Genomic DNA, 15,295 nt, shown 5'->3' with positions numbered 1-15,295 from the left:
CGGAGCATAGCATGAGAAAGCCATAAGGCTCTAGTACTGTCCATAACGCAAAAAGCCACCCGAAGGTGGCTTTCTGTACAGTTTTGATCGAATTAGTTTTCGATCAGACCGTTGGTGATAAGTTTTGGAGTAATGAACACCAACAATTCGGAGCGTTCATCCGACTCTTCGGTCTTCGTGAAGAGACGGCCAAGATAAGGAATATCACCAAGGAACGGAGTTTTCGTTACCGTGGTAGACTGCTCGGAAGTAAATATTCCACCCAGCACAATAGTTTCACCATTACCCACCAAAACCTGCGTGGTGATTTCATTCGTATCCACACTTGGAATACCAGCAGTAGTTGTGCCACGACTATCCTGATTCACAACCAGATCCATGATGATTTTGTCATCAGGTGTAATTTGGGGAGTCACTTCAAGAGCCAATACAGCCTTCTTAAAGGACACCGAAGTCGCACCACTGGAGGAAGCTTCCTGATAAGGGATTTCTTCACCGGATTCAATTCGAGCAGTTTGTCTGTCAGCAGTAACAATCTTCGGCTGAGCAATTACCTCACCTTTGCCGTCAGATTCAAATGCAGACAACTCAAGCTGCAATACATTGAAGCCGCGCTGAAAACCAATAGCGATTGACGACGCATTGGTTCTGGTGACACCCAGATCTACGGCGAGAGCATCAGGAAAAGTTGCCACCGTCGGCAGATCGCCCGTTGGATCACGAACAAACTCGTTAATCCCGTTAAATGCCTCGGTATTTGAGGTTGAGCCACCACCAATAATCCAATCACCAGACCCATTACTCTTGAACCTACTTCCACCCCAGGTAATCCCCAGATCATCAACAGCGTCTGTGCGAGCCCTGACAATCCGAGCCTCGATCAATACCTGACTAACAGGAACATCCCAAGTACCAATCAGCCTGCGAACTTCAGAAATTTTATCAACTGTCTCACGAATGCTGATCGTATTGGTGCGTTCATCAGAAGAAATAAACCCTCTCGTAGATATCAGCTCCTTATCTGATTTAAGCAAATCAACGATATCCTTGGCTTTCGCATAGTTAATTTGAATAACCTCAAGTCTAACTGGGGCCAGCTCTTTAACCTGTTTGGATGCTTCCAATTCAAGCTTCTCACGCGCCGCAATTTCTTCTGCGGGCGCAACAAGAAGAACGTTGCCGATTTTACGCTGATCCAAACCTTTCGTTTTTAGCACTAACTCAAGCGCCTGATCCCAGGGGACATTTTGCAACCTGAGTGTAATTCTACCGCCAACAGTGTCACTAGCAACCAGATTCAAACCAGTAAAATCAGCAATCAACTGCAACACGGAACGAACTTCGATATCCTGAAAGTTCAGAGACAGCTTCTCACCAGTGTAAGGAAACTTGTCTTTTTGACGCTGTTCGGCCTCATCTGCAGTCAGTGGCTCAACAGTCAAGGTAAACCTGTTATCTGCCTGGTATGCCAAATAATCAAACTCCCCTTGGGGCTTAATCATTACGACAGCATCGCCTTCTTCAGTATAAGCATCGATATACTGCACTGGTGTAGCGAAATCTATAACATCAAGGCTACGCTGCAACTCCTTAGGAAGGCGGGTTTTCCCAAACCTAAGCTTGATATTCCCCGCTTCCTCGGCCATATCAACGCTGACCTTATCATTTGAAAAGTCAATCATTACACGACCATCACCGGATTCACCGCGGCGAAAATCAATATTTGTCACTGCCAATTCCGAGCTAGTGCTGGAAGAAACCACAGAGGAAGAAGGTGACGCAGTCGATGAAGAAGTGATCTTTGAGCTTCCCAATTCCACAACAACAGTATTTCCCTGAACCGCTGTGGCGTACGGAACCAGCTCAACCAAATTCATGATAACCCTTGTACGCCCTCCTGCTTCGAGCACAGTAACGCTTTGGGTGTTGCCTTTGGAAATCTGATGGTACTTTTCAGAAAGGCTACTTGTCACGCCAGCAAAATCAAGCGCGATACGCGCGGGCTGCTCAATGGAATATCCATTTGGCTCAGGGGGCGTGCTATCAAACTTCAATTTAATCTCAGTGCGATCACCAGGAAGCGCAGCAAAATCTATGGCCGTGAGATTAACTGCATGTGACACTCCACACATCATAGATAGTACGAGAGTGAACCATATCTTACTCATAAGCGCTTTCATTGTTTTCTCCAAATAACTCTCACCGGGCACTCGATTCACCATCATCAGTTTACTTCCTTCAATCCCATGGTACGGGGACGCTCAAACCAGCCTCCCTGTCCGTCTGAGACAATTTCAATTAGTTCAATCTGAGACTCAGTCACCTTAACCACCTTGCCATGGTTCTTGCCCATATAGTTGCCGACTCTCACGCGGTGAATCCCCCCTTCTCCGTCACTAACCAGACCATAGAGGGTAGATTCATCCTGCTTAACAATGGTCCCCACCATTGCCATACTACCAATAGCAAACGATTCCAAAAGCTCCTGAGGACGATTAAAGTCTGGCTTCACATTACTTTTTGGCTGCTGCTCCAATGAAGCAAGCTGTATTGTCTGTGGCGCCGTAAACGGAGACCTTCGATTTGCAGCGCTGTACGAAAACGCTTCGTATGCCTTAAATTCGGGCAAAGGTTCAATCCTTTTTTTCGGGCGAGCCTTCACTTCCTTTACATATGCTTCCAAGTCCTCAAACCCTGAACCGGTGGAGCATCCCGTAAGTTGTGACAACAGAACTGTCAGCAAAATCGTTAGAGTTATCCTAAACATCAATTAGCTCCACTACCGTTGTATCGATAGGTTTTTGCCTCAATATTCATCGACAGAACCTCACCCTGGTCTTTCTTGATTGTGAAGTTATGCAGGGTAACAATCCTCGGCAAGCCAGCAACACCACTGATGAAAGCAGCAATGTCGTGATAGGTTCCCTTCAGGCTAATTTTGATAGGCAATTCAATGTAAAATTCCTTGGACACTTCCTTCTGCAAATCTATTGAAGAGAGCTCCAATCCGCTCAACGATCCAACGGTCGATATATCCTCGAGCAAACCAGGCACTTCAGTATCACTTGGCAGCTGCCGCAACAACGCACCGAAGGTTTTCTCCATCTCAACCATCTGAGCCTTGTATTCATCTAGATTCGCAACTTGACCAGCCTTAACCTCGAATTGACTTTTCAGGTCTTTTTCTTCCTGGGCCCTAGTTGCCAGAGTTGCATCCAAATCTTTGATATCAAACCAATATACTGCCCCCAACACCAATGCTATTAGAAGAATGCAGCATATTGCCTTAACAGGTGCCGGCCACGATCCTGCGTTATTAAAGTCAAGATCGTTGATATCAAAGTTTTTCATCCCCTCAAGAGAGTCCGCAAAGCTCATATCACGCACCTCCCTTCTTCTTGTCTTCGCTACCTGGCGTTTCCTGCTTCACACTCATTACGAATGCACTCTTTGTCTCATCGCCAGAGAGGGCTTTAACAGAACTTAAATTTGGCTCTTTATACCAGTCAGACTCATCTAGATTGCGCATGAGATTTGATATTCTGCTGTTAGACTCTCCCACGCCCTGGAGCGCAAGGCTGTCCGCCGACTTAGATAAGGACGTTAGGTAAACCCCATCAGGCATAACCCTGACGAGCTCATCAAACTGACGAACAATAATAGGTCTTTTACCCTGTAGATCCTGAATTACCCGCATACGCTCTAACAGCTCATCCCGCCGCTTCTTCAACTGCTGAATTTCCTTTATTTGCTTATTCAGCTGGGCAATTTCATTCTTAATGAAGTTATTCCGCTGTTCCTGATAGTCAATATTATTGACGACAGTCTGGTGCCACAAAAATCCAAGCCCTGCACTGATAATCAGAAAACCAGCTAAAACGGTTATGAATTGCTTCTGCCGCTCAGCTCGCAGCTCCTCACGCCACGGACGAAGGTTAATCTTTGCCATTAGTCGAAACTCCTCATCGCCAATCCACATGCGATCATCAGCGATGGCGCATCATTGCTTAACGCAGAAGCGTTTACTTTGGATGATACCGTCATATCCGCAAATGGATTCGCCACCAAAGTAGCTGTTCCGACGCGCTCCTGGACCAACTCCGCCAATCCTGGGATGGAAGCGGTTCCTCCCGCCAGCACAATGTAGTCGACCTCATTGTATTGGGTTGATGAGAAGAAAAACTGCAAAGAGCGCGCTACCTGTTGAACAACGGCTTCTTTGAATGGCTCAAGCACTTCCTGCTCATAATCGTCAGGTAGGCCACCCTGCTTCTTGGCCAATCCGGCTTCTTCCTGAGACAAGCCGTAACGACGCTGAATTTCTTCTGTTAGCTGTTTCCCGCCAAATAATTGTTCACGGGTATAGATAGTTTTGCCGTCTGACAACACGCTTAATGTCGTCATAGTCGCCCCGATATCCAGAACAGCGACCGTTTGCGATTCACCAACATTATCTAACTGCCCCTCTATGAGGCCGACAGCTCGCTCCATCGCGTAGGCTTCAACATCGACCACCTTGGTAGTCAGTCCGCCGATATGCAGTGAATCCTCTCTGAGCTCAACGTTTTCCCGGCGACAGGCAGCCAGCAACACATCCTGCATTTCTGCATTAATGTCATTTGCCCCCACCACTTCGAAATCCAGAGCCACCTCATCCAAGGGATAAGGGATATATTGATCGGCCTCCAGCTGAATCTGGGACTCCAGATCCTGCTCCCGGATAGTCGAACTCATTTGTATGATTTTTGTAATTACCGCCGACCCGGCGACCGCGACAGCGGCCTGTTTTGTATTGGGTCTTGCCTTGCTTACAACCCGGGAAATGACATCCCCTACGGCTTCGGCATCATTAATATTTTTTTCCACAACAGCATTGGGCGGAAGCGGCTCTACCGCATAGCTGTCAACCCGAAAACGCCCGCCGTGCTGGCTTAGTTCAATCAGTTTTACAGACGTAGAACTGATATCAAGACCAAGAAGCGGTTGCTTTTTCTTTCCTAATAGTCCAAACACAAAGGTGCCTTCTCAATGATGCTGCTACATAGTTAACAGAACTTTGCTTAAACAAGCATAGACAACAATTAAAGATTACTAAAACCAAGCCAATAAAAAGCGTATAATTGTTGTTGCTCGTCAAACCTAAAGAGATTTCTTAAATAATAGACATAGATTCAAAAGATGTCAGGAAAAACATGCGAAATTTTGTGAGACTGTTACGGTTTTTTTGTTGGAGTTTTGTAGTTGGTATTGCCGGTGGCTTACTCGTTGCAACGAGTTTTTACCTTGTCTTGTCACCCCATCTTCCCGAAGTTGAACAACTTCGTACCGTACAGTTACAAACTCCTTTACGTATCTATACCCGAGACCAGCGCCTGGTCGCCGAATTTGGCGAGAAGCGCCGCTCCCCCATCAACATCCAAGATGCCCCAAAAAATCTGCTAAACGCATTCATGGCAGCGGAAGACAGTCGCTTCTATGAGCATGGCGGCGTGGATATAAAGGGACTGGTTCGAGCATCGGTACAACTCGTCAGCACCGGCAGCATCCAATCCGGTGGCAGCACCATCACCATGCAGGTTGCGAAGAACTTCTTCCTCAGCCAGGAACGCACCTTTTCCAGAAAATTCAACGAAATACTCCTTGCCCTAAAAATAGAGCAAGAGTTGGAAAAGGACGAAATCCTCGAACTCTACCTTAATAAGATCTACCTGGGGAATAGGGCATATGGAGTAGAGGCAGCCGCCAATGTGTACTATGGCAAATCCATTAGAGAGCTGACGCTAGCTGAAAGCGCCATGATCGCGGGGCTTCCCAAAGCACCCTCACGCTATAACCCACTGGCATCTCCAGACAGAGCCCTCATTCGGCGCAACTGGATACTGGACCGCATGCTCGAGCTGAACATGATCAGCCAGAATGACCATCAATTTGCAAAGAGCACGCCAATTACAGCCAATTACCACGGCACCCAACCCGAGGTTGAAGCACCTTATATCGCAGAGATGGCACGTCAGGAGATTGTTGACTCATATGGCGTTGATGCCTATACCGACGGCCTGCAAGTCGTTCTCACCATCGACAGCAAACTACAGAACACCGCCGACGCCGCGCTTAAGAAAGGCATTCTGGACTACAGCCGACGCCATGGATACAAAGGCCCCGTAGCCAGGCCCGGTGAAGCAGCTCTTGAGGACATGGAAACCACTCTCAAGCAGTTGGAAGACTTACCCTCTGCAAAAGGCTTGTATCCCGGCGTCGTATCAAAAATTGAGGACAAGTCGCTTTTTGTCACCACCAAAGATAACAATATCGTTGAGATTCAGTGGGAAGGCCTACGGTGGTCCAATCCGTTCTACGACGTCAACAGCCAGGGCCAACGCCCCAAAAACGCCAGCGAAGTCGCCGAACTTGGAGACATCGTATACATCAGCCTGGATGACGAAGGCTACAAAATGGCTCAAATGCCGGATGTACAAGGCGCACTGGTTTCCCTCACTCCTGAAGATGGCGCAATCCTCGCCCTGGTAGGCGGCTTCGACTTCTATTTGAGCAAGTTCAACCGAGCCACCCAGGCTCGCAGACAACCGGGCTCCAACTTCAAACCATTTGTGTATCTATCAGCCCTTGAAAACGGAGCCACCGCATCCACAATCATCAATGATGCCCCCGTCGTTTTTGAGGACTCACAACTGGAAGCCTCATGGCGCCCACAGAACTCCTCTGGAAAGTTCTATGGCCCGACCAGACTGCGTAGAGCCCTATATCTGTCACGAAACCTGGTATCCATTCGCCTGGTTCAGAAGATCGGGATTAACAATATTGTTAACGGCGTAGAACAGGTGGGATTCGATAGCCGCCGCATCCCCAAAGACTTGTCCATCGCCCTGGGCTCAGCAGCGTTCACCCCACTGGAGATTGCCTCAGGCTATGCTGCTCTCGCCAACGGAGGACATCGGGTTAAACCTTATCTGATCAGCAAGATCATCGACCATGAAGGACAGGTCGTTTTTAGCGCTGATCCAGAAATAGCCTGTCGCGATTGCATGCAAACCGCGTCAGCATCCACAACTAACCAGGATGAGCCAACCCCGCTGGACGATGCAGCCACGCAGCAACCCAAAATAGCCCCCCTGATAGCGGACCCCCGCTCAGTTTATATCCTTAACAGCATACTGCAGGATGTTATCCGACAGGGCACCGGCACCAAAGCTCGCGTGCTTGGCAGAAACGACCTCTCAGGCAAAACTGGAACCACCAATGATCAGGTGGATGCTTGGTTCTCCGGATATAACGGCAATATTGAGACAACAGTCTGGGTTGGCTTCGACCAGCCAGACACCCTCGGCCGCCGAGAATATGGAAGCAGAGCTGCGCTCCCTATCTGGATTGACTACATGAGGACTGCACTGGAAGACATGCCAGAGGCTCCCATGAAGCAGCCTCCAGGCATAGTTACAGTAAAAATAGATCCAGATACCGGCGAGCGCGCCACACCAGGACAAGAGAATGCCATATTCGAGATATTCACAGAAGAAAGTGCTCCTACGCTAAAAATAGTAGAAGACTCAACAGATGAAATTCCGCCACAGTCGGACGCTCCACCACCGGAAATCATTTTTTAGGACACAAAAAAACCGCATCAATGATGCGGTTTTTTTTGGGCGATCAAATTAGATTATACGACTTTGATATCGTCAATGGAGTTTAACGGGTAGTGCTCAGGATATGGCATCCGGGCAACACCTGTATCAACCGCCGCCTTGGCTACCGCAGCACAAACTTCGGTCAACAGGCGCTTATCCATTGGCTTGGGAATAATATAATTCCGACCAAACTTGAAGCTTTCGCCGCCATAGGCATCAATCACATCCTGAGGAACCGGCTTCTTGGCCAACTCGCGTATCGCCTCAACGGCAGCCACCTTCATTTCCTCGTTAATAACCTTGGCACGAACGTCCAACGCTCCACGGAAAATAAATGGGAAACCAAGCACATTATTTACCTGATTAGGGTAATCTGAGCGACCGGTTGCCATGATCAGGTCATCGCGAGTTGCCAACGCCACTTCCGGCTTAATTTCCGGATCAGGGTTTGAACAGGCGAACACAACAGGGTTCGGCGCCATGCTGGCCAGCATTTCCGCTGACAGCAAGTCCGGTCCAGACAAGCCAACAAATACATCGGCTCCATCACAGGCATCAGCCAGGGTGCGTTTGTCTGTATCAACAGCAAACATCGCCTTGTACTGATTCAGATCATCACGCCCAGAGTGAATAACACCCTTACGGTCGAGCATGTAGATATTCTCAGACTTGGCACCGCAGCTGATAAGCAGCTTCATACAGGCCACTGCGGCTGCACCGGCTCCAAGACATACAATTTTGGCACTCTCAATGGACTTACCCTGCAGCTCCAACGCATTCAACATACCTGCCGCCGTAACAATCGCAGTACCATGCTGATCATCATGAAACACAGGGATATCGCACTGCTCAATCAGGACACGCTCTATTTCGAAGCATTCCGGCGCTTTGATGTCCTCCAGGTTAATACCACCAAAGGTATCAGCAATACGGGCAACTGTATCGATAAATGCCTGCGGGCTTTCCGCCTTAACCTCAACGTCAAATACGTCGATACCGGCAAACCTCTTGAACAGAACACCTTTACCTTCCATTACAGGCTTACTGGCCAAAGGACCCAGATTACCAAGTCCCAGAATAGCAGTACCGTCTGAAATTACGGCTACCAGATTGCCTTTATTAGTATATTTGTATGCAAGATTCTGGTCTTTAGCGATTTCACGGCATGGCTCTGCAACACCTGGACTATAGGCCAACGACAGGTCTCGTGAAGTTGCTGTGGGTTTGGTGATTTCCACACTCAGCTTTCCTGGGCGTGGGTTAGCGTGATACTCAAGCGCAGCTGTTTTCAAATCTTCTGACATTGCTTTTTTCCTACTCTCTTTATTTGGAAAGGCTGTCGACTCGGGCAGTTGCTCCGACCCAGACAACCTACTCCATAGGCCCTAAATCCGGGGGTCCACATTATTACTTGTTTACTTTATGTGCTCAAGTGAAATACTCACTCGCCCCGCCCCTCACAAAACAGCATAAGTCTCCCATCACACCATGGCCGATGCTTGACTTGCCGCAAGACAAAGCAAAAAAAAGCCCGCAATGCGGGCTTTTTTCGAAATTCTTTTCAAGCTTAGCTTGGACGACCAATGCGACCGCCGAAACGCTTGTTGAAGCGATCAATACGACCACCGGTATCCAATACCTTCTGCTTCCCAGTGTAAAATGGGTGACAAGCAGAGCATACGTCGACGTGAAGATCTTCACACAGCGTAGACTTAGTCTTAATCTGGTTACCGCAACTGCAAGTTGCTGTAATTTCTTTGTATTCTGGGTGAATACCTTGTTTCATATCATACCTCGCTGAATCTGCCGCTACCCGATCAACTTTACTTGCCGGGCACCGCATAAAGGGGCAAACTTACGCAACTGATCATCTGCCGGTAAAAAGGACGCGTGATCATACCAGAAAACCAGAATATCACAAGCCCTGCTGCAAGCATTAAAATAAATTTCGCGTCAACCCCAGAAAGTTTCTGCCAGGCGCTTAACCGTACTCACTACCCAGGCCACCTTGCATTCCAGAATGTCAAACCAATTTGTTGTCTCCGTTGCCGTCCCCGTCCCCCTGAGAAAAACGTTTGACTACCTTCCATCGCCGTCCGCACCGGATCGTGCGCAATACAACGCCGGCAAAAGATGCGTAGTCCCTGTAGGGCGCAGACTGCTGACAGGCGTCATCCTGGGAACTCATGAAGCCCCGCAGGTATCTCATGACAGGCTCCGCCCCATCGAGAAGATTCTTGATCCAGACAATACAATTCCAAACCCGGTGTTAAGCCTGTGCCGATGGATCAGCGACTATTATCACGCTCCTATAGGGGAAGTTCTGTTGAACGCCCTGCCTCCACTCATGCGTCAACAGCGCACCTGGGTGCAACTGGAAGCATCAGTAAGTACAACGATCTGGCACGCCAGCACTAAATCAGCTGAAGCGAAAAGACCCAGGGGGAGCAAGCAAAAACTCTTGTTGGAACTGCTATTACAGTCGACCTCCGGCATGGAACAAAAGGACATCATCAGCCAGGGATATACCTCAGCACAACTACGCTCACTCCAGGAAAAAGGGCTGATTGGCTCGACTCAGGTTCGCCACTTTTCGCCACCCCAAAGAGACAACACCAACAAGCCCCGGCTTAGCGATGAACAGCAACTGGCCCTGCAGGAGCTTGAAGATAACGGGCACACCCCCTCTCCAACCCTACTCGAGGGCATAACAGGCAGTGGCAAAACTGAAGTCTACCTGGAGTGGATAGAAAACCGCTTAAATACACTTCCATCCGGCCAGATTCTCGTGCTGGTTCCCGAGATAGCCCTCACCCCTCAAACATTACGTCGATTCAGGGCAAGATTTGGGGGTAATGTTACCTGTTACCACAGCGGACTAAACGAAAGCGAGCGCCTGCTGACTTGGATGCAGGTCAAAGAAGGAAACACCCATGTCGTCGTGGCCACCCGCTCAGGCATTTTGCTTCCCTTTAAAAACCTGTGCGGCATCATTGTTGACGAAGAGCACGACTCCTCGTTTAAGCAACAGGATAATGCACGCTATCATGCGCGGGACCTGGCCATTATCAGAGGACAGCAAAGTCGTTGCCCGGTAATCCTTGGTAGCGCCACCCCTTCATTCGAGTCAATGAATAATGTTGCTGATGGCAGATACCGGCATATCAGACTTTCATCACGAATCTCAGCAACTCCACTTCCCAAAGTCTACTTAATAGATGTGAAAAGTCGCCCTCTTGAAGGTGGCATATCCCCGCCCTTGCTACAGGAAATCAAATCAACCATTTCAGCGGGCGAGCAGGTTATGATCTTCATCAACCGCAGAGGCTTTGCTCCTGTCATCATGTGTGTGGATTGCGGATGGATAGCCGAGTGCCAATCCTGCGACGTAAGGCTGACCTATCATCGACGCCAGAATTTGTTGAAATGCCACCATTGCGAAAAGCAGTATCGCCTTCCCCCCAAGTGCCCAAAGTGTGAGTCAGCCAATCTTAAACCTATAGGGGCCGGCACAGAGCGGACTGAAGAGTTTCTCGAGCAGCAATTTCCAGACTACCCGGTTATACGAATTGATCGAGATGCGATCCAGAATAAAGGTGCTCTTGAGCAAAAGCTTACCCCCATCCGGGATGGAGCCCCCTGTCTGATCGTCGGCACACAAATGCTGGCAAAGGGACATGATTTTCCCAACCTCACGACTGTTGCAGTGCTAAATGCTGATGGGGGACTATTCAGCAGTGATTTCAGAGGTGCTGAAAAGACCGCCCAACTCCTAATTCAGGTAGCCGGACGTGCCGGACGCCGGGAAAAAGCCGGCCGGGTATTTATTCAGACACAATTCCCTGACCACCCCCTCCTTCAGCTAATACGCCAGCATGACTACCAGGGCATCTATACCAGCGAGATGGAGATGCGACGACAGGGGCATTTCCCTCCGGTTCATTCCATGGCACTCATCAGGGGAGAAGCCGCAACTCTTGAGGATACACTCAATTCGCTTTGGCAAATGAGGGATCTACTTGAGGCAACCCAACACTCATTACCCTCAATACACGGTCCGTTTCCGTCCTTGATACAAAAAAAGCAAAACCGGTTTCATGGGCTCATCTGGTTGTTTTCACCGGAGAAACCCTCATTAAGGAAGTTTCTGAAACACTGGCTTCACCTGATGGAAAGCCAAAAACCCAAACTCTCCAGCAAGTTTCGCTGGCTGCTCGACGTGGACCCTATTGACACCCTCTAGCAACTATTACCCTTTAATAACATAGGCAACTGGAGCTATCGGTTGCGGACCCCGTCGAGGTATAGGATAATCACGCGGTTTAAGCACCTGTATCATTTTTAGACAGGTCACTCCCTGGTAATTGAGGTTTCATTGTTGCCGCACGCTATCTCCATGGTTGCGCCATCTCAATCACGGGCCGTAATGTCAGTTGATCGACATACGCGGTTAACATTCAGGGCCTATTTTCAATGGGTCGATGAAAGTGCTGCAACGGCTCCAAGAGTCAGAATTCATTGACACCGAACTTACAAACGAACTTTCAGAGAAGTTAATCGGATTTATATAGAATGAAGCAAACTATCGCATCGCTGCTTCGCACCGCGCTTTACAACCTAAGCCACGAAGGTACTCTGACCGAAGACCAGATACCGGAATCCATCCTGGTGGAAAACTCCCGTGACAAAAGCCACGGAGACCTGGCCACCAACATCGCCCTGACCCTGGCCAAACAGGTAAAAATGCCACCGCGACAGTTGGCGGAGTCGATCATTTCCAGATTGCCATCCTCGCATCACATCGTGGACGTACAAATCGCCGGACCGGGGTTTATCAACTTCTTTCTGAATGCTTCCAGCCAGTTTGAAGTTATTGGCAGCATTCTCGCCGCGGAAGACAGCTTCGGGCGCAGCAATTTTGGCCAGAAAAAGCGTATTCAGGTCGAGTTTGTTTCAGCCAACCCGACCGGCCCCCTTCATGTAGGCCATGGCCGCGGAGCCGCCTACGGCGCAACCATTGCAGAGCTGCTCAAAGCTGTCGGGTACAGCGTCCACAGCGAGTACTATGTCAACGATGCTGGTCGGCAAATGAACATTCTTGCGGCCAGTGTCTGGTTGCGCTATCTGGAAAGTCACGGGGAAAGCTTCGCATTTCCAAGCAATGGCTACAAAGGTGCCTATGTAAAGGATATTGCAGCCAATCTGACTGAACAGTTCGACGAAGCATTCAAGCACCCGGCTTCAGAAGTCTTCAAGGATATTCCTGTAGACGAACCTCAGGGCGGAGATAAAGAGGAACACATTGACGCCTTAATTCTCAAATGCCGTGAACTTTTGGGAGAAGCTGACTATCTCAAGGTTTTCAATGCGGGACTCAACAGCATTCTTGACGACATCAAAGACGATCTAGGTGAATTCGGGGTCCACTATAACCAGTGGTTTTCTGAAAAGTCCCTTAGTGAAGACATCGAGAAAGCTCTCGCCAAGCTGGATGCCTCCGGTCACCTGTATGAGAAAGACGGCGCCATCTGGTTCCGCTCCACCGATTTCGGAGACGATAAAGACCGGGTCGTCAAACGGGATAATGGTGACGCCACCTATTTTGCTTCTGACATCGCCTATCACCTGAATAAATTTGAGCGTGGTTTCGATCGGGTAATCAATATCTGGGGCGCAGATCATCACGGCTACATTGCCCGGGTTAAAGCAGCACTGGAAGCACTGGGGCTGAACAAAGACAAGCTGGACATCAAACTTGTACAGTTTGCCATTCTCTATCGCGGCAAAGAGCGCGTACAGATGTCCACCCGTAGCGGTGAGTTTGTTACGCTGCGAGAGCTTCGCAGTGAAGTCGGCAATGACGCCGCACGGTTTGTTTACGTTACACGTAAATCTGAACAGCATATGGATTTTGATCTGGAGCTGGCCAAGTCCGAGAGCAAGGACAACCCAGTCTATTACGTTCAATATGCGCACGCCCGTATTTGCAGCGTGTTACGCAAACTGAACGACATGAACCTTGACTGGGATAAACAGAAAGGACTTGAAGCCCTTTCCATGCTGGAGCATGAAGCGGAAAAAGATCTGGTTGCACAATTGAACCAGTATCCAGAGGTCGTTCACAACTCAGCGGTCAACCTGGAACCTCACGCGCTGACTCACTACTTACGGGAGCTGGCCTCCAACTTTCATGGTTACTACAACTCCCATAAGGTTCTGGAGGATGATGCCAGATTGCGTGATGCCCGTCTGACATTGAGCATGGCCGTGCGGCAGATACTGAGTAATGGGCTGGGCCTACTCGGCGTATCTGCGCCGACTCACATGTAAGACCTGGTGAGCCGGCACCATAAGTAAACAAAATCCCTGCAGCCTGTATCAGGTTGCGGCAGTGCAGTTCTCTGCCCCGCATCCTGATCAGCTGCTGATGACGTCATAATTTTTAAAGCTGATATTGCCAGACTCCCATCATGGCCAAGAAATCTTCAACTTCAACACAAAAAAAAGTTCCCGGCTGGGTCTGGGCCTTCAATCTCGCCCTCGCAGCGCTATTCCTTTATTTTCTTTACTATTTGAAGTCAGTTCCTGAAACCCGGAATGTAGAGCTACCTGCTGACACAGCTTCTCAACAGCCGCCGACTAATACAGCCCCCGCCAAAAGCGAAGACACTGACAAGAACGATCAGCGCTTTAAGTTTTATGACATGCTGCCCGAAACCAAAGTCGTGGCCCCGAAAGTTGAAGAGTACACCCCGAAAAAACTTCCGGAGAATGTCGCCTATATGCTGCAAACCGGCTCATTCAGAGCTTTTGACGATGCAGAAAGGCAACGTGCGATGATCGGATTTCAAGGGCTTAAGGCCCAGGTGGAAAAATTTCAGGCGAGCGAGGACAGCATCTGGTACCGGGTCCAGGTGGGACCATTCTCGTCCCGCTCAAAAATGAACAGCGCTGTTGATAAGCTGGTCGCCATCAATATCCAGCCCCTGGTAAAAACCCTGAAAACAGAAGGGGAATAGGCTTACTTGAATTCCATCAAAGTGGCTCCATATTGTCTTCTCTGTTGCGAGGGTTCCGCCTTCTGCTTTTTATCTCATTCACTTTACCTGGAGTAAGGAATGACAACCATCGTATCCGTTCGTAGAGACGGCCACGTCGCCATGGGAGGCGACGGCCAGGTATCCCTTGGCAATACAGTCATGAAAGGCAACGCACGTAAAGTCAGACGTCTGTATCATGACAAAGTCATCGCGGGTTTTGCCGGCGGCACCGCAGACGCATTTACGTTATTCGAACGCTTTGAGGCCCAGCTGGAAAAACACCAGGGAAATCTCGTTCGAGCGGCCGTAGAACTGGCCAAAGACTGGCGAACTGACAGAGCTCTCCGGAGACTCGAAGCCTTGCTGGCCGTAGCAGACGAGAAAGCCTCACTGATCATTACCGGTAACGGCGACGTAATAGAACCGGAACAAAGCCTTATTGCGATCGGTTCCGGCGGCCCTTATGCCCAGGCGGCAGCCCGGGCGCTACTAGAGAACACTGACCTGGATGCCCGCGAAATTGTTGAAAAAAGCCTGGAGATTGCTGGGGATATTTGCGTTTACACCAACCAGCATCGCACACTTGAAGAAATCGGCGGCACTCAGTAATAC

12 protein-coding genes are annotated in these 15,295 nt (G+C 49.3%); 5 read left to right on the top strand and 7 right to left on the bottom strand.

Features of this window, described 5'->3' with window-relative positions; all coding sequences use genetic code 11:
• Nucleotides 1–92 precede the first annotated feature (92 nt).
• From pilQ to BTA51_RS21055, 5 genes are read right to left on the bottom strand one after another with little or no spacing between them, the layout of a single operon-like run.
• Complete coding sequence (pilQ, locus tag BTA51_RS21075; protein WP_094710924.1) at nt 93–2,225, bottom strand: type IV pilus secretin PilQ; 2,133 nt, start codon at nt 2,223–2,225, stop codon at nt 93–95.
• Nucleotides 2,225–2,767, bottom strand: coding sequence for a pilus assembly protein PilP (locus BTA51_RS21070; RefSeq protein WP_094710922.1), 543 nt, complete (start codon nt 2,765–2,767; stop codon nt 2,225–2,227). The genes pilQ and BTA51_RS21070 overlap by 1 nt, the downstream gene beginning before the upstream one ends.
• A complete protein-coding gene (locus tag BTA51_RS21065) occupies nt 2,767–3,378 on the bottom strand; it encodes a type 4a pilus biogenesis protein PilO (RefSeq protein WP_094710921.1) in 612 nt (203 codons plus the stop codon). The genes BTA51_RS21070 and BTA51_RS21065 overlap by 1 nt, the downstream gene beginning before the upstream one ends.
• A gap of 1 nt (nt 3,379) precedes the next feature.
• Nucleotides 3,380–3,949 (bottom strand): PilN domain-containing protein, encoded by a 570-nt coding sequence (locus BTA51_RS21060; RefSeq protein ID WP_094710920.1) that lies wholly within the window; start codon nt 3,947–3,949, stop codon nt 3,380–3,382.
• Entirely contained in the window at nt 3,949–5,013 is a 1,065-nt protein-coding gene (locus tag BTA51_RS21055) for a pilus assembly protein PilM (RefSeq protein ID WP_094710918.1), read from the bottom strand. Before BTA51_RS21055 ends, BTA51_RS21060 begins: the two co-directional genes overlap by 1 nt.
• A gap of 179 nt (nt 5,014–5,192) precedes the next feature.
• Between BTA51_RS21055 and BTA51_RS21050 the strand changes: the two genes are divergently transcribed.
• Nucleotides 5,193–7,622: a penicillin-binding protein 1A gene (locus BTA51_RS21050; RefSeq protein WP_094710916.1), complete on the top strand. Its 2,430-nt coding sequence runs from the start codon at nt 5,193–5,195 to the stop codon at nt 7,620–7,622.
• A 53-nt stretch (nt 7,623–7,675) separates the two neighbouring features.
• On the opposite strand, the gene BTA51_RS21045 is transcribed toward BTA51_RS21050, so the two are convergent.
• Together BTA51_RS21045 and rpmE are read right to left on the bottom strand one after the other, a co-directional pair.
• Entirely contained in the window at nt 7,676–8,947 is a 1,272-nt protein-coding gene (locus tag BTA51_RS21045) for a malic enzyme-like NAD(P)-binding protein (protein WP_094710914.1), read from the bottom strand.
• Nucleotides 8,948–9,210: 263 nt separating this feature from the next.
• The gene (gene rpmE / locus BTA51_RS21040; RefSeq protein ID WP_094710912.1) at nt 9,211–9,429 is read right to left on the bottom strand and encodes a 50S ribosomal protein L31; all 219 of its coding nucleotides are present in this window, start codon (nt 9,427–9,429) and stop codon (nt 9,211–9,213) included.
• A gap of 234 nt (nt 9,430–9,663) precedes the next feature.
• Here rpmE and BTA51_RS21035 point away from each other — a divergent pair, with 234 nt between their 5' ends.
• From BTA51_RS21035 to hslV, 4 genes are all read left to right on the top strand, one after another.
• Complete coding sequence (locus BTA51_RS21035; protein ID WP_094710910.1) at nt 9,664–11,886, top strand: primosomal protein N'; 2,223 nt, start codon at nt 9,664–9,666, stop codon at nt 11,884–11,886.
• A 329-nt stretch (nt 11,887–12,215) separates the two neighbouring features.
• Entirely contained in the window at nt 12,216–13,973 is a 1,758-nt protein-coding gene (gene argS / locus BTA51_RS21030; protein ID WP_094710908.1) for an arginine--tRNA ligase, read from the top strand.
• A gap of 140 nt (nt 13,974–14,113) precedes the next feature.
• Entirely contained in the window at nt 14,114–14,662 is a 549-nt protein-coding gene (locus BTA51_RS21025; protein ID WP_094710906.1) for an SPOR domain-containing protein, read from the top strand.
• Between the two features lie 99 nt (nt 14,663–14,761).
• Nucleotides 14,762–15,292: an ATP-dependent protease subunit HslV gene (hslV, locus tag BTA51_RS21020; protein WP_094710905.1), complete on the top strand. Its 531-nt coding sequence runs from the start codon at nt 14,762–14,764 to the stop codon at nt 15,290–15,292.
• Nucleotides 15,293–15,295: the final 3 nt, after the last annotated feature.

Origin of the sequence: Hahella sp. CCB-MM4, from assembly GCF_002260525.1 — a bacterium.
Taxonomy (GTDB): Bacteria; Pseudomonadota; Gammaproteobacteria; order Pseudomonadales; family Oleiphilaceae; genus Hahella.
This window is presented reverse-complemented; position numbering and strand designations above follow the sequence as displayed.

Bases quoted from the DNA above. Each gene is read 5' to 3' on its own strand.
- pilQ (WP_094710924.1), bottom strand. From the start codon at position 2,225: ATGATGGTGAATCGAGTGCCCGGTGAGAGTTATTTGGAGAAAACAATG.
- BTA51_RS21070 (WP_094710922.1), bottom strand. From the start codon at position 2,767: ATGTTTAGGATAACTCTAACGATTTTGCTGACAGTTCTGTTGTCACAA.
- BTA51_RS21065 (WP_094710921.1), bottom strand. From the start codon at position 3,378: ATGAGCTTTGCGGACTCTCTTGAGGGGATGAAAAACTTTGATATCAAC.
- BTA51_RS21060 (WP_094710920.1), bottom strand. From the start codon at position 3,949: ATGGCAAAGATTAACCTTCGTCCGTGGCGTGAGGAGCTGCGAGCTGAG.
- BTA51_RS21050 (WP_094710916.1), top strand. From the start codon at position 5,193: ATGCGAAATTTTGTGAGACTGTTACGGTTTTTTTGTTGGAGTTTTGTA.
- BTA51_RS21045 (WP_094710914.1), bottom strand. From the start codon at position 8,947: ATGTCAGAAGATTTGAAAACAGCTGCGCTTGAGTATCACGCTAACCCA.
- rpmE (WP_094710912.1), bottom strand. From the start codon at position 9,429: ATGAAACAAGGTATTCACCCAGAATACAAAGAAATTACAGCAACTTGC.
- BTA51_RS21035 (WP_094710910.1), top strand. From the start codon at position 9,664: ATGTCAAACCAATTTGTTGTCTCCGTTGCCGTCCCCGTCCCCCTGAGA.
- argS (WP_094710908.1), top strand. From the start codon at position 12,216: ATGAAGCAAACTATCGCATCGCTGCTTCGCACCGCGCTTTACAACCTA.
- BTA51_RS21025 (WP_094710906.1), top strand. From the start codon at position 14,114: ATGGCCAAGAAATCTTCAACTTCAACACAAAAAAAAGTTCCCGGCTGG.
- hslV (WP_094710905.1), top strand. From the start codon at position 14,762: ATGACAACCATCGTATCCGTTCGTAGAGACGGCCACGTCGCCATGGGA.